The sequence below is a fragment of the Streptomyces sp. 2131.1 genome (assembly GCF_900105515.1).
Classification (GTDB): Bacteria; Actinomycetota; Actinomycetes; order Streptomycetales; family Streptomycetaceae; genus Streptomyces; species Streptomyces drozdowiczii.
Window position 1 is genome coordinate 5,381,944 of sequence record NZ_FNSY01000001.1, and the last position, 15,259, is coordinate 5,397,202.

The following is a 15,259-nucleotide window of genomic DNA, read 5'->3' on the forward strand; positions in this document are numbered from 1 at the left end:
GGCTGTCAGCCGGTACGGACCGCAAGCCCCGGGCCCAGCTCGACGAACGGCGCCCCCGCGCCCTCCGTCTCCAGCACCCACACCTCGTTGGCCCCGTCCCGCAGCACCGGACCCGGCACGTACAGCGTGTGCTGCGGGCCCGCCGACCAGTAGCGGCCCAGGCAGAAGCCGTTCACCCAGACGAACCCCCGCGTCCAGCCGGGCAGTTCGAGCCCCGCGTGATCCGCCCCGGCCGCCACGTCGAACGTGCCCCGGTACAGACCCGCCCCGCCCTCCCCGTCGACCGGGACGAACGGCACGCCCGCCACCGCCCCCGGCTCGTCGAACGCGTCCAGCCGCAGCGCCCGCGCCCGCACCCCGTGCAGGTACTGGCGCTCGTGCAGCACGCCCCCGGTGATCCCCTTCGGCTCGCCCAGCCGCGGCCCGTAGTTGACCCGGCCCAGCGACTCCACCCACAGCTCCACCTCGGCGGGCCCGGCCACCGGCTCCTCCAGCGCCGCCGACTCCTCGCTCAGGACACCCCGCCGCACCCCGTCCACGTACACCACCGCCCGGTCCCGCAGCCCCGAGACACCCAGCGCGTACGGGCGGCGCGGACCCGGCACGGCGACCCGGTAACGGACCAGGCCGCGGTCGACGCCCAGCTCCTCGAACGTCGGCGGCACTGCCGACTCCGCCGACTCCTCGTCGCCCAGCGCCTCCAGCACGGCCGGCAGCGGCGCCCACTCCGTCAGCTCCGCCCGCACCGGGGCCAGCCCGACGGGCTCCGGCGGCAGCGCGGGCAGCGGCCCGTCCGCATACCCGGCGAGCACCTCCCGGAACAGCCGGAACTTCTCCGTCGCCCGCCCGTACTCGTCGACCGGCGCGTCGTAGTCGTACGACGTCACCGTCGGCAGCAGCCCCTGGTCCTGGAGCGGGCCCGAACGGTTCGCCCCCGCCCAGCCCCCGAAGTTCGTGCCGCCGTGCGCCATGTAGACGTTCACCGACGCCCCGCACTCCAGGATCTCCGCCAGCGCACCCGCCGCCTGCGCCGGATCCCGCACCACCGGCGGCGCGCCCCAGTGCTCGAACCAGCCGCACCAGAACTCCATGCACATCAGCGGCCCCGACGCCTGATGCCGGCGCAGCACCCGGAACGCCTCACGGGCACCCGAACCGAAATTCGCCGTCGCGAGCAGCCCGGGCACCGAACCCCCCGTGAGCATGTGGTCCTCCGGCCCGTCCGAGGTGAACAGCGGCACCACCACCCCGGACTCGGTGAGCAGGTCCGCCAGCTGCCCCAGATACACGGCGTCCGTGCCGTAACTCCCGTACTCGTTCTCCGCCTGCACCATGATCACCGGACCGCCGCGGTCCACCTGCCGTGCCACGACCTGCGGCAGCAGCTGAGCGAACCACGCCCGCACCGCGTCGACGTACCCCGCGTCACGGGTCCGCACCCGCCGCCCGAACCGCCCGGTCACCCACGCGGGCAGCCCGCCGTTCTCCCACTCGGCGCAGATGTACGGACCCGGGCGCACGATCGCCCACAGCCCGGCCCGGTGCGCCGCGTCCAGGAACCGGCCCAGCGCCCCGACGTCCCGGAAACCACCCGGCCGCGGCTCGTGCAGATTCCACGGGACGTACGTCTCCACACAGTTCAGGCCCATCGCCCGCAGCATCGCCAGCCGGTGGTCCCACTGCCCCTCGTGCACCCGGAAGTAGTGCAGGGCACCCGACAGCAGCCGAACGGGCTTCCCGTCGATCCGGAAGTCGTCGTCCCCGACGGTGAAGTCAGCCATGGTGCTCGTTCTCCTGATGCGCGGAATGTCTCCATCCAGCCTCACCCCTGGCGTGCGGCCGGTCCATGGACAAAGATCTCTGCTGTTTGGACAACCGCCTGCTCACAGGCGTACGACACGAGGACCGGGGAGAGAAGGGGCCGATGTACCACACCTGGATGCGCTTCTTCACGCCCAGCCCGCTCCACCACCGCCTCGGCCTCGTCTGCCTCGGCGTCGGCCTCCAGCACGGCACCCTCCCCACCGTCGGCCCGCGCACCCTCGACCACCACGTCGCCGTCGTCGTCCACTCCGGCAGCGGCTGGTTCGCCGGCCCCGACGGCAGGCGGCTCCCCGTCACCGCGCCCAGCCTGATCTGGCTGACCCCCGGCACCCCCCACCACTACGGCGCCGACCCCGGCACCGGCTGGGACGAGAGCTTCGTCGACTTCACCGGGCCCGCCACCACCACGTACACCGAACTCGGCTACATCGAACCCGACCGCCCCCTCGTCCCCCTCTCCGACACCGCAGCGCCCCGCGCCGCAGTCGGCCGCATGGTCCGGGCAGCCCGGCGCGGCAACCCGCTCCTGGAGGTCGAGACCGGGGCCGCCGTCCACGAACTCCTCGTCGCCCTGCGCCGGGCCCGCGCCGACGTCGGCCCCGACGGCGACCCCGTCCTCCAGGCCCTCGCCCGGGACGCCTTCCAGCCGCTGTCCGTCGCCGAGCACGCCGCCCGCCACGGCATGACCTCCGCCGAACTGCGGACCGCGGTGCGCCGGGGCGCCGGATGCAGCCCCAAGGACTACCTCCTCACCATCCGCCTCGGCCGCGCCAAGGAACTCCTCGCCACCGGCGACCTCCCGGTCGCGGCCGTCGCCCGCCGCGTCGGCTACGACGACCCCGCCTACTTCTCCCGCCTCTTCGCCCGCCGCGTCGGCATGGCCCCCGTACGCTTCCGCGAACAGCAGGGGCGTACGGTTCCGGGCGGCTGGAGCGACCGCGTCCCGGGCCCCGAACACCCACCGACGATCTCCTCGTAGCCCCGTAAGCTCGCTGCCCATGACCACGAACGACATCGACGAATCCGTACGCGTCGAACTCGACCGGCTGCGCCAGAGCATCGACAACATCGACGCCGCCGTCGTCCACATGCTCGCCGAACGCTTCAAATGCACCCAGCAGGTCGGACACCTCAAGGCCGCCCACCACCTCCCGCCCGCCGACCCGGCCCGCGAGGCCCGCCAGATCGGCCGCCTGCGCGAACTCGCCGAGAGCGCCCACCTCGACCCCGCCTTCGCCGAGAAGCTGCTCAACTTCATCGTCGCCGAGGTCATCCGCCACCACGAACGCATCGCCGAGGAGTCCGCCAACGGCACCGAGGGGGCGGGGGTGCGCTAGCCCGGGAACCCGCCTGCGCGCCGCCCGCCGCATACGGCAGCATGTCCCCATGTCCGTACTGACGCGCGATGAAGCGCAGGCCCGAGCCCAGATCCTCGACGTACAGCGATACACGGTCGAACTCGACCTCACCGCGGGGGAGGAGACCTTCGACTCCCGTACCCGCATCGAGTTCACCGTACGCAAGGCCGGTGACAGCTTCCTGGAGCTCAAGCCCGCCACCCTGCGCTCGATCAGCCTGGACGGGCAGCCGCTGGACCCCGCTGACCTCACCGGGAACCGGTTCCCCCTGCACGGCCTCACCACAGGCCCGCACGAACTGCGCGTCGACGCCGCGATGCACTACTCCCGCACCGGCGAAGGCATGCACCGCTTCACGGACCCCAGCGACAACGAGACCTACGTCTACACCCAGCTCTTCATGGAGGACGTCCAGCGCGTCTTCGCCGCGTTCGACCAGCCCGACCTCAAGGCCGTCTTCGCCCTCACCGTCACCGCCCCCGAAGGCTGGACCGTCCTCGGCAACGGCATCGCCGAACACACCGGCGAAGGCCGCTGGACCATCGCCCCCACACCACCCGTCTCCACCTACCTCGTCGCCGTCGCCGCAGGCCCCTGGCACTCCGTGACCACCGAGCACGCCGGACTCCCCTTCGGCATTCACTGCCGGCGCTCCCTCGCCCCCCACCTCGACGCCGACGCCGACGAGATCCTCGACATCACCCGGGCCTGCTTCGACCGCTTCCAGGAGAAGTTCGACGAGCCCTACCCCTTCGACTCCTACGACCAGGCGTTCGTCCCCGAATTCAACGCCGGCGCCATGGAGAACCCCGGACTCGTCACCTTCCGCGACGAATTCGTCTACCGCTCCGCCGTCACCGACACCGAACGCCAGACCCGCGGCATGGTCATCGCCCACGAAATGGCCCACATGTGGTTCGGCGACCTCGTCACCCTCGCCTGGTGGGACGACATCTGGCTCAACGAGTCCTTCGCCGAGTACATGGGCTACCAGACCCTCGCCGAAGCCACCGCCTTCACCGACACCTGGACCGAGTTCGGCGTCACCCGCAAGGGCTGGGGCTACGACGCCGACCAGCGCCCCTCCACCCACCCCGTCGCCCCCGACCCCGCCGACGTCCCCGACACCGCGTCCGCCCTCCTCAACTTCGACGGCATCTCCTACTCCAAGGGCGCCTCAGCCCTCCGCCAGCTCGTCGCCTGGCTCGGCGAGAAGGACTTCCTCACCGGCATCAACAAGCACTTCGCCCGCCACAAGTTCGGCAACGCCACCCTCGCCGACTTCATCGACAACCTCGCCTCCGCCACCGACCGCGACGTCCACGCCTGGGCCGGACAGTGGCTGCGCACCACCGGCATCGACACCCTCACCGCACACACCGCCGAGACCGACACCACCTGGTCCCTCACCGTCGACCACCACGGCACCCGCCCCCACCGCATCAGCGTCGGCGTGTACGACCACAGCCTCGACACCCAGCACGGCCCCACCCCCCTCGTCCTGCGCGAACGCTTCACCACCGGCGTCCCCGAGGACGCCCCCGCCGCCCGCCCCGGCCGCCGCCCCGCCCTCGTCGTCATCAACGACGAAGACCTCACCTACGCCAAGATCCGCCTCGACCCCACCTCCTGGAACACCGTCCTGGACAGCCTCTCCGGCATCCCCGAGGCCCTCACCCGCGCCGTCGTCTGGAACGCCGCCCGCGACATGGTCCGCGACGGCGAACTCGCCCCCAGCACCTACCTCGAAGCCGCCCGCGCCCACCTCCCGTACGAGACCGACCTCGCCCTCCTCCAAGGCGTCCTCGCCTTCGCGGGCCGCCAGGTCGCCGGCCGCTACACCGCCCCCGAGGACCGCCCCGCCGCCCTCGCCACCCTCACCGCCCTCTGCCGCGACCTCATCCGCCGCACCGAGGACGGCACCAACCCCGGCCTGCGCCTCACCGCCGTACGCCACCTCATCGACGCCGCCACCCAGCCCGACACCATCCAGGGCTGGCTCGCCGACGACACCGTCCCCGGCGGACCCGAACTCGACCCCGAGCTCCGCTGGCGCATCCTCACCCGCCTCGCCGTCCTCGGCGCCACCGACGAGACCGCCATCGCCGCCGCCCTGGAGGACGACCCCAGCGCCACCGGCCAGGAAGGCGCCGCCCGCTGCCGCGCCGCCCTCCCCGACCCCGACGCCAAGGCCGCCGCCTGGGACGCGATGTTCCACGACGACAGCCTCTCCAACTACCTCTTCACCGCCACCGCCCAGGGCTTCTGGCAACCCGAACAGGCCGACCTCGTACGCGCGTACGTGCCCCGCTACTACCCCGAGGCCGCCCAGCTCGCGGCCCGCCGCGGCCCCGCCATCGCCGAAGCCGCCGGCAGCCAGGCGTTCCCCGCCCACGCCGTCGACGCCGACAGCCTCCGCCTCGGCGAGGAAGCCCTCGACGACCCCGGCCTCACCCCCGCCCTCCGGCGCAAACTCACCGACCAGATCGACGACATGCGCCGCGCCCTGCACGTACGCGACGCCAACTGACCACAACCGCGCCCCGCACGTACGCGACGCCAACTGACCACAACCGCACCCGTGCCCGGCCCGCCCCTCACCGCGAGGAGCGCGCCGGGCACACGCGTACCACCAACCGCACACCCCGCAGCCCATACCACCCCGGCCCCCGCCGACCCGGCCCCGCACGCGCCCCGCCACCCTTTCGAGTTCAGATCACCCGGCTCCCCGGCCGCGCCACCCGAAACCCGGACAAGCTGGCACGCACACCCATGCCCGCACCCCGCCCACGCGCGCCCGAAGGACCGGCCACCCCATGCCCGTACCACCCCTCGCCGGGTCCACCACCGGACCCACCGCACTGCGCCCCCTCCTCGACACCGTCCTCACCGCCCTCACCGAAGGCGCCCGACGCCGCGACGGCCCTCTCCCCGCAGGCGGACCCGACACCGTCGACCCCCGCATGCGCACCGCCCTCACCCCCCTCATCCCCGAACAGGGCACCGGCGCCCACCACGCCCTCGCCACCATCGTCGAAGCCCTCACCGAAGGCGCCGCCGACCCCGCCGACCCCCTCTGCGCCGCCCACCTCCACACCCCGCCCCTCGCCCTCGCCGCAGCCGCCGACCTCGCCGCCTCCGCCCTCAACCCCTCCATGGACTCCTGGGACCAGGCCCCCGCCGCCTCCACCCTCGAAGCCGACACCACCGCCGCACTCGCCGCCGAGATCTACCCCCACCGCCCCGCACCCGACGCCCTCATCACCACCGGCGGCACCGAGGCCAACCAACTCGGCCTCCTCCTCGCCCGCGAACGCCACGGCCCCGTCCAGACCATCACCGGCGCCAACACCCACCACAGCATCGCCCGCGCCGCCTGGCTCCTCGGCCTCCCCGAACCCCTCACCGTGCCCGCCCCCGACGGCACCATCGACATCCCCGCACTACACGAGACCCTCGCCCGCCACCACAACCAGGGCCCCCTCCTCGTCACCGCCACCGCCGGCACCACCGACAGCGGCCGCATCGACCCCCTCAACGACATCGCCGACCTCTGCGCCCGACACGGCGCCGAACTCCACATCGACGCCGCCTACGGCGGACCCCTCCTCTTCAGCCCCACCCACCGCCACCTCCTCGACGGACTCGACCGCGCCGACAGCGTCGCCCTCGACCTCCACAAACTCGGCTGGCAACCCGCATCCGCCGGCATCCTCGCCGTCCCCGACCGCCACCACCTCCACGCCCTCCACCACCACGCCCCCTACCTCAACGCCGACGACGACACCGAAGCCGGCCTCCCCGACCTCCTCGGCCGCTCCCTGCGCACCACCCGCCGCCCCGACGCACTCAAGATCGCCGTCACCCTCCAGGCCCTCGGCCGCACCGGACTCGCCGACCTCGTCGACCGCACCTGCGCCGCCGCCCACACCCTCGCCGACCTCATCACCCGCACCCCCGGCCTCGAACTCCACGAGCGCCCCACCATCAGCACCGTCCTCTTCCGCCCCACCGACGCCGACGACCACACCGTCGCCACCGTCCGCCGCACCCTCCTCACCCGCGGCCACGCCGTACTCGGCCGCACCCACACCCACGGCCGCCTCTGGCTCAAAGCCACCCTCCTCAACCCCCACACCACCCCCGACGACCTCCAACGCCTCCTCGCCCTCGTCACCCACCTCACCGCCGAACTCAAGGAAGGCAGCACCCTCCGATGACCGCCGCCCCACCCACCCCCGACACCCACCCCACCCACGACCTCGTCGGCATCGGCATCGGCCCCTTCAACCTCTCCCTCGCCGCCCTCGCCCACGGCCTCCCCACCCCCCTCACCACCGCCTTCTACGAACAGCGCCCCGCCTTCCACTGGCACCCCGGGCTCCTCATCGACGGCGCCACCCTCCAAGTCCCCTTCCTCGCCGACCTCGTCACCCTCGCCGACCCCACCAGCCCCTGGAGCTTCCTCAACTACCAACGCACCCAGGACCGCCTCTACCCCTTCTACTTCGCCGAGCGCTTCCACATCCACCGCGCCGAATACGACGCCTACTGCCGCTGGGTCAGCACACAGCTCCCCGGCCTCCACTTCGGCCACCAGGTCGACGCCATCCGCTGGGACCCCCACACCGCCCGCTTCGAAGTCGACCACACCCAACTCGACGCCCACGGCGAAGCCGAATCACTCGGCCGCACCCACACCCGCCACATCGCCCTCGGCATCGGCACCGAACCCCACATCCCCGAACCCCTCAAACCCCTCACCGACACCGGCACCGCCCCCGTCATCCACTCCGCCGACTACCTCCACCACCGCGAACGCCTCCTCCGAGCCCGCCACATCACCGTCATCGGATCGGGGCAGTCCGGCGCCGAGATCTTCCTCGACCTCCTCCGCGCCCGCCCCACCGGCAACGAAGGACTCCACTGGCTCGCCCGCACCCCCGCCTTCGCCCCCATGGAGTACTCCAAACTCGGCCTCGAACACTTCACCCCCGACTACACCCGCTACTTCCACGCCCTCCCCGAACCCGTACGCGACACCCTCGTCCCCCAGCAATGGCAACTCCACAAAGGCATCGACCACGACACCATCACCGCCATCCACGACGAGCTCTACCGCCGCACCCTCCACGGCGGCTGGCCCGACGCCACCCTCACCCCCGGCGTAGCCGTACGCACCGCCGGACGCGTCGCCAACACCCGCGTCGAACTCCACCTCGAACACATCCAGCAATCCACCCGCACCCGCCTCACCACCGACGCCGTCGTCCTCGCCACCGGCTACCGAGAACGCCCCCTCGACACCCTCCTCGAACACGTCGGGCCCCACCTCCGCCGCGACACCGCCGGCCGCCCCCGCGTCGACACCCACCACCGCCTCGACCTCGGCCCCGCCATCACCGGCCACATCTACGTACAGAACGCCGAACGCCACACCCACGGCGTCGGCGCCCCCGACCTCGGCCTCGCCGCCTGGCGCAGCGCCACCATCCTCAACAACCTCACCGGCACCACCCCCTACCCCCTCCCGCAACGCACCGCCTTCACCACCTTCGGCCTCACCCCACCCGCCATCCCCACCCAGCAGCCCACCCTCGTCCCCCTCACCCACCACAACTGACCCACCCGGTCCCCGAAACAAGCCGCCCGCCAACCGCCGACATTGTTGAGGACACGTCACTACCGGATCCGGCTTTCGCGCAACGCTGGGCCCACGCCCCCGCACTTGCCATCGTGGTGCCCCGTCAGCCACCAGGCGGCACACCCGGAACGACACCACCCCGCACCCACGGGCACCGTCGAACCGCATGCCGCACCACGGAACACATCGGGGGAAAAAACCATGTCACTCACCCGCCGCACGCAGATCGCCCTCGCCGGCGTCGTCGCAGCAGGAGTCGCAGCCGCCATCGCCGTACCGTCGCTCACCGACGACACCACCGACCAGAAGAACGTCGCCGCCGCCAGAGACACCGACTACGGCCCCGAACCCGAAACCGACAGCAACCTCGTCACCCAGACCGACCAGATATCAACCCTGGCCACAGCCACCATCTCGCCCGACACCATGATCAACCGGGCCCGCACCTGGCTCACCGCCAACGGCGGCCACCAGGTGCCGTACAGCATGCAGCGCGTCTGGAAGGACGGCTACCGCCAGGACTGCTCCGGCTTCGTCTCCATGGCCCTCGCCCTCGGCAAGCCCGGCCTCAACACCGTCGGCCTCGCCAGCTCCTCCAGCGGCGTCACCAAGCACCTCAGCGGCACCAGCCAGCTCCGCAAGGGCGACCTCCTCATCGACGCCAGCACCAGCGACGGCGACTTCCGCCACGTCGTCATCTTCGAGAAGTGGGCCAACACCTCACACAGCTCCTACTGGGCCTACGAACAGCGCGGCTCCCACGGCACCACCCACCGCACCCTCAGCTACGGAATCGGCAAGGACAACTACGACCCCTACCGACCCCTCAAGCTCAGCGGAAGCAGCAGCGGCGGAGGCAGCAGCACGCCCTCCACCCCCAGCGCCGCCTGGCCCGTACTCAAGAACGGCTCCAAGGGCACCGACGTCCGCTCCGCCCAGCAACTCCTCATCGCACGCGGCTACTCCATCGCCGCCGACAGCAGCTTCGGCCCCGCGACCCGCTCCGCCGTGACCCGCTTCCAGAAGGCCCACGCCCTCGCCGCCGACGGCGTCATAAGCCCCAACACCTGGCGCACCCTCCTCGGCACCCGCTGACACACACCACAGCGGCCCCCTTTCCCACCGCACCCGCGGAAGGAAAGGGGACCGCCGTCACACCGCACAGGCGCCACTAGAACACCGGCACACCGTCCCGCGTCAGCTTCCAGTCCACCGAAGCGAACTCCGCACCGTCCACCGAACCCTTCGCCTGCACCCAGGCGATGATCGTGTTCCGGATCTCCTCCGAATTCGCCCACAGCTGCTTCGCCGCCGGAACGTGCGGGAAATTCCCGCCACCGCTCGCCCGGTAGTTGTTCACCGCCAGCACGAACTGCGCCTTCGGGTCGATCGGCTTCCCCTCGAAGGACAGATTCACGATCCGCGAACCCACCGGCTTCGCGATGTCGATGTCATACGTCAGCCCCGACACCGCGTCGTAGTTGTAGTCCGGCGTGCTCTCCGCATTCGTCAGCTTCTCCGGATCCACCGGAGCACCCGCCGCCGTCTGCACGTAGTACTTCGCCGAGAACTCCAGGTAATCCAGGATCTGCGCACCCGTCACCAGACGCGCCTCCAGCGTGTTCTCGAACGGATACAGACCCGCCGCGTCCTTGATCGTCACGCTCCCGGCCGGAATCCGCGCCGTACGCGAGAAACACGACGCCTGCGACAGCACCGGCAGCTCCGCGTACTCACCACCCGCCAGCGCCGCCTTCACCGTCTCCGCCTGGACGACGTTGATCAGATCGATGATCGGCTCGTCCTTCCACGCCGCCTCGGCCGTCGTCATCTCCGCCGCCGACGTACCGATCACCTGGTTGACATACGCCACGACCTTCTTGTGCTCGTCCGCCAGCAGCCGGGTGATCTTCCGGTCCTCCGCCGCCGTGTTCGAGTTCAGCACCCGCGAACCCGCCTTCTCGACCACCCAGCGGCCCTTCTCCCACACCACCTCGAAGTCGAACAGCGTCAGCCGCTGCCCCCACTTCAACGGCTCCGAGAGCACGACCTTCTTCCCGGTCTCCTTGTTCTCCACGAAGTACTCGGGAATCTCCAGGTGCGCGTGACCCACCAGGATCGCGTCGATCCCCGGCACCTGCTCCGCCACCAGACCCGCCGCGTTCTCCACGTACGGAATCTGGTCCCCGTACGACGACGTCCCGCTGTTGCCCGAATGCGCCGACACGATCACCACGTCCGCACCCATCGAACGCAACCGCGGCACATACTTCGCCGCCTGCTCCTCAAGACCCGGGAACACCATCTTCCCGCCCACGTTCGCCTTGTCCCAGATCGCGATCCCCGGATTCGTCAGCCCCAGAATCGCCACCCTCACATCACGCCCGTGCGGCGTCCGCAGCTTCTTGATCACGTACGGCGCGAACGCCGGCCGCAGCGTCTTCGCGTCCAGCGCGTTCGCCCCCAGCAGCGGGAAGTCGCACTGCTCCTCGAACTTCCGCAGCACCGGAATCCCGTAGTTGAACTCGTGGTTCCCCAGCGCCGCCGCGTCGTACCCGATCGCGTTCATCGCCTGAGCCATCGGGTGCACCGGACCACGCTTCGCCGTGATCGGGTCGATCTTCGCGTAGTAGTACGACAGCTGCGTACCCTGAATCGTGTCACCCGCGTCGATCATCAACGTGTTGTGACGGCCCTTCTCACGCCGCACCTGCTCCACCAGCGTCGAGATCTTCGCCAGACCGACGTCGTTGTGGTCCTTGTCGTCGAACTCGGCGTCCGTGAAGTAGTCCCAGTTGAAGACGTTCCCGTGCAGGTCCGTCGTCCCCATCACAGTGAACGAGTACCGCTTCTGCGGACGCCCGTGACCATGACCGTGCCCACGCCCGTGCGCCTGAGCGGGCGACGCGGCGCCGCCCACCACCACCGCACCCGCGCCGGCCGCGGCCGATGTCCCCAGGAACGTCCTTCGGTTCAGCGGCATCTCGTCTCTCCCACATTTCGGTTCACTTGGTGCGAAGTTCTGTCGTACGCCGATCAACAACGCGCGTAGATAATCACCCAGGAACCGCCCCCGGCAACACCCCCGGCAGGTTTCCGTTCCATGACCACACATCGACGGGACGCCGTCGGACGGTGAACACCCCGACTGTCACCCCCGGATGCCACAGTGGACCCATGACCGAACCCACCCAGCCCTACGGCACCCCGGACCAACCCCGACTCGCAGTCCGAGGCGAAGCCCGCCTCGAAGTCGACCCCGAGATCGCCCGCCTCTCCATCACCGTCACCGCCCGCGGCAAGGACCGCCGCGCCGCCCTCGAAGACCTCACCCGCCGCAACAACACCGTCCTCGAACTCGCCCGCGCCTACGGCGACGCCATCGAGAAACTCGAAACCGGCGCCCTCTCCATCCACCCCGAACTCGTCCACCGCGGCCGCGACGAAAAGATCCGCGCCTACCACGGCCGCGTCCACATCACCGCCGCCCTCAACGACTTCACCGCACTCGGCGAATTCGTCACCCGCGTCGGCGACCTCGACATGACCCACGTCAACGGACCCTGGTGGGCCCTGCGCCCCACCTCACCCGCCCACGGCGAAGCCCGCCGCCAAGCCGTCCGCGAAGCCGTCCAACGCGCCCGCGAATACGCCGGAGCCCTCGGCGCGGACCTCGCCGCCCTCGTCGAACTCGCCGACATAGGCGCGGAGAACACCGCCCCCGTCGCCTACGCCCGCACCGGCGGCTACGGCGGCGCGATGCCCGCCCCCGCCGGAGGCGGCGCCCCGCCGCCCCCCGTCGACCTCGAACCCCAGCGCCAGACCGTCTACGCGCAGGTGAACGCCCGCTTCACCATGACCCCGCCGAAACTCTGAATTCCCACCTACGGGGACACCGGGGCGTGCTCATCCGAGCACGCCGCCGCACAATTCAACACTTGTCAATAACCCTTCACGCAAAGGTGGTTGAGCAGTCATTCACAGCCAATTACCTACCCATAGGTAAGGTCTAGGGTCGAACCATGCGCCGAGCCAAAATCGTATGCACCCTGGGACCCGCCACCGACTCGTACGAGCAGATCAAGGACCTCGTCGAGGCGGGAATGGACATCGCCCGCCTCAACCTCAGCCACGGCAGCTACGCCGAACACGAAGAGCGCTACCACCGCGTGCGCAAGGCGTCCGACGAGGCGCACCGCAGCGTCGGCGTCCTCGCCGACCTTCAAGGCCCGAAGATCCGCCTCGGACGCTTCCGCGAAGGACCCGTACTCCTTGAACGCGGCGACGACTTCACGATCACCGTCGAGCCGATGGAGGGCGACCGCAACGGCTGCGGCACGACGTACAGCGGCCTCGCCGCCGACGTCACCCCCGGCGAGCGCATCCTGATCGACGACGGCCGCGTCACCCTGGAGGTCGTCGAGGTCGACGGCCCCCGCGTCCGCACCACCGTCGTCGAGGGCGGCATGGTCTCCGACCACAAGGGCCTCAACCTCCCCGGCGTCGCCGTATCCGTCCCCGCGCTCTCCGAGAAGGACATCGACGACCTCCGCTGGGCCATCCGCACCGGCGCCGACGTCATCGCCCTCTCCTTCGTCCGCAGCGGCCGCGACATCGAGGACGTCCACCGCGTCATGGACGAGGAGGGCCGCCGCCTCCCCGTCATCGCCAAGGTCGAGAAGCCCCAGGCCGTCGAGAACATCGAGGACATCGTCGCCGCCTTCGACGGCATCATGGTCGCCCGCGGCGACCTCGGCGTCGAAATGCCGCTGGAGCAGGTCCCGATCGTCCAGAAGCGCGCGATCAAGCTCGCCAAGCGCAACGCGAAGCCGGTCATCGTCGCGACCCAGATGCTCGACTCGATGATCGACAACTCCCGGCCCACCCGCGCCGAGGCCTCCGACGTCGCCAACGCGATCATCGACGGCACGGACGCGGTGATGCTCTCCGGCGAGACGAGCGTCGGCAAGTACGCGATCGAGACCGTCCGCACGATGTCCCGCATCGTCGAGGCCGCCGAGGAGGACATCCTCGCGAAGGGCCTCCCGCCCCTGACCGAACGCAACAAGCCCCGCACCCAGGGCGGCGCGGTCGCCCGCGCGGCGGCGGAGATGGGCGACTTCCTCGGCGCGAAGTTCCTGGTCGCCTTCACCCAGAGCGGCGACACGGTCAAGCGGTTGTCGCGTTACCGCTCCCCGATCCCGCTTCTCGCCTTCACCCCGGACCCGGCCACGCGCTCCCAGCTCAACCTGACCTGGGGCGTCGAGACGTTCCTGGGCCCGCACGTGGACTCGACGGACGCGATGGTCGCCCAGGTCGACGAGGAACTCCTGAAGATCGGCCGCTGTCAGAAGGGCGACGTGGTGGTCATCACCGCCGGCTCCCCGCCTGGTGTCGCGGGCTCCACGAATCTGGTGCGCGTGCACCACATCGGCGAGGACGACAGCCCGAAGTAGGGCGGCTCAGTATTTCGGCCCGACGTGAGCGTCCATGAGTGCGACGGACGCCCGTCGGGCGACGGAGATGTTGTACTCCTTGCCCGCGCGTGTGCAGTGCGTCCACCGGACGCCGAGCTTGTCCAGGGTGTCGGTGTAGAGCTGCCGGATGTCGTCCGAGACGTTGGTGAACCAGTACCGGGGGTACTCGTACCGCTTCTTGACGCCCCCGACCACCCTGGTCGTCCAGTTCATGGTCCGACAGCCGTCGGAGTGGATGAGACCGCGGACGAAGTCCCAGGGGTGGGCGTCGACGATCTCCTGCTGCCAGGGTTCGAGGGCGATGCGGCGGGTGTGCTTCATGCCGGGGCCGTGTTGGGGAAAGAGGCAGGCCCAGTGCTTGGTGTAGGACTTGACCTCGACGCATCCGTCTCTGTGGCGCCGCGAGGTGCGCGGCATGGGCATCACTCGGCGTAAGGCCGACTCGGCTTCGTCGATCAGTCCCGGGTGTGCCTCGCCGCAGAAGATGGACAGATGGTGCTGCTTCCGCTTGGAGATGATGTGGCCATCGCCCAGATAGAGGCCGAGCAAATAGGCATACGCGAGGCGATCGAATTCTCGGTCCGTGCACACTGGGCAGTCGGTAGGCCGCTCGAACTGGATTCCGCGCTGCTTGCGATCCTCGTGCAGCCACCAGCCGATTGTCCCTCGCGGGACATTGAGAAGTTCAGCAACCGCTCGGTTTGTGGTTCCGCTCCGCAAGAGGGCGAGTGCTTCGTCGCGTAACGACGGATTGTGCTGGTCCATGCGGCGAAGTCTTGTTCGACTCTGGTGGGCATGTGCCTGCTTCGAGGGTGCGTTCACCGGCGGGAGTGAAGATCGCCAAGCTGGCTTGCACCTTGGAATCAAAGGTAAGGTGCCCTGGGTGGGATTCGAACCCACGCTGTCGGTTGTTTGAGAACCGTGTCTCTTCCGCTGGACTACCAGGGCTGACATTA

At 70.2% G+C, this 15,259-nt stretch carries 11 protein-coding genes and 1 tRNA gene; 8 read left to right on the plus strand and 4 right to left on the minus strand.

The window, feature by feature from the left end; all coding sequences use genetic code 11:
* Positions 1-5: 5 nt before the first annotated feature.
* On the minus strand, positions 6-1,781 hold the full coding sequence (locus tag BLW14_RS24185) for a glycoside hydrolase family 35 protein (RefSeq protein ID WP_093709285.1): 1,776 nt from the start codon (positions 1,779-1,781) through the stop codon (positions 6-8).
* A 143-nt stretch (positions 1,782-1,924) separates the two neighbouring features.
* Here BLW14_RS24185 and BLW14_RS24190 point away from each other — a divergent pair, with 143 nt between their 5' ends.
* The 6 genes from BLW14_RS24190 to BLW14_RS24215 all read left to right on the plus strand — a co-directional run bounded on the left by BLW14_RS24190 (position 1,925) and on the right by BLW14_RS24215 (position 9,921).
* On the plus strand, positions 1,925-2,803 hold the full coding sequence (locus tag BLW14_RS24190) for a helix-turn-helix domain-containing protein (protein WP_093709286.1): 879 nt from the start codon (positions 1,925-1,927) through the stop codon (positions 2,801-2,803).
* A gap of 19 nt (positions 2,804-2,822) precedes the next feature.
* Entirely contained in the window at positions 2,823-3,161 is a 339-nt protein-coding gene (locus tag BLW14_RS24195) for a chorismate mutase (protein ID WP_093709287.1), read from the plus strand.
* Between the two features lie 49 nt (positions 3,162-3,210).
* A complete protein-coding gene (gene pepN / locus BLW14_RS24200) occupies positions 3,211-5,712 on the plus strand; it encodes an aminopeptidase N (protein WP_093709288.1) in 2,502 nt (833 codons plus the stop codon).
* 286 nt (positions 5,713-5,998) lie between these two features.
* A complete protein-coding gene (locus tag BLW14_RS24205; RefSeq protein ID WP_093709289.1) occupies positions 5,999-7,402 on the plus strand; it encodes a pyridoxal phosphate-dependent decarboxylase family protein in 1,404 nt (467 codons plus the stop codon).
* A complete protein-coding gene (locus BLW14_RS24210; RefSeq protein ID WP_093709290.1) occupies positions 7,399-8,805 on the plus strand; it encodes a lysine N(6)-hydroxylase/L-ornithine N(5)-oxygenase family protein in 1,407 nt (468 codons plus the stop codon). The genes BLW14_RS24205 and BLW14_RS24210 overlap by 4 nt, the downstream gene beginning before the upstream one ends.
* A gap of 222 nt (positions 8,806-9,027) precedes the next feature.
* Positions 9,028-9,921: a C40 family peptidase gene (locus tag BLW14_RS24215; RefSeq protein ID WP_256332870.1), complete on the plus strand. Its 894-nt coding sequence runs from the start codon at positions 9,028-9,030 to the stop codon at positions 9,919-9,921.
* A 76-nt stretch (positions 9,922-9,997) separates the two neighbouring features.
* Here BLW14_RS24215 and BLW14_RS24220 read toward each other — a convergent pair whose 3' ends face one another.
* Positions 9,998-11,809 (minus strand): bifunctional metallophosphatase/5'-nucleotidase, encoded by a 1,812-nt coding sequence (locus BLW14_RS24220; protein WP_093709291.1) that lies wholly within the window; start codon positions 11,807-11,809, stop codon positions 9,998-10,000.
* A 194-nt stretch (positions 11,810-12,003) separates the two neighbouring features.
* Here BLW14_RS24220 and BLW14_RS24225 point away from each other — a divergent pair, with 194 nt between their 5' ends.
* Both BLW14_RS24225 and pyk read left to right on the plus strand, forming a co-directional pair.
* Entirely contained in the window at positions 12,004-12,702 is a 699-nt protein-coding gene (locus tag BLW14_RS24225; RefSeq protein WP_093709292.1) for an SIMPL domain-containing protein, read from the plus strand.
* Between the two features lie 146 nt (positions 12,703-12,848).
* A complete protein-coding gene (gene pyk / locus BLW14_RS24230) occupies positions 12,849-14,282 on the plus strand; it encodes a pyruvate kinase (RefSeq protein ID WP_093709293.1) in 1,434 nt (477 codons plus the stop codon).
* 6 nt (positions 14,283-14,288) lie between these two features.
* On the opposite strand, the gene BLW14_RS24235 is transcribed toward pyk, so the two are convergent.
* Both BLW14_RS24235 and BLW14_RS24240 read right to left on the minus strand, forming a co-directional pair.
* Positions 14,289-15,068: a hypothetical protein gene (locus tag BLW14_RS24235; RefSeq protein ID WP_093709294.1), complete on the minus strand. Its 780-nt coding sequence runs from the start codon at positions 15,066-15,068 to the stop codon at positions 14,289-14,291.
* A gap of 110 nt (positions 15,069-15,178) precedes the next feature.
* Positions 15,179-15,251, minus strand: a tRNA-Leu gene (locus BLW14_RS24240).
* Positions 15,252-15,259: the final 8 nt, after the last annotated feature.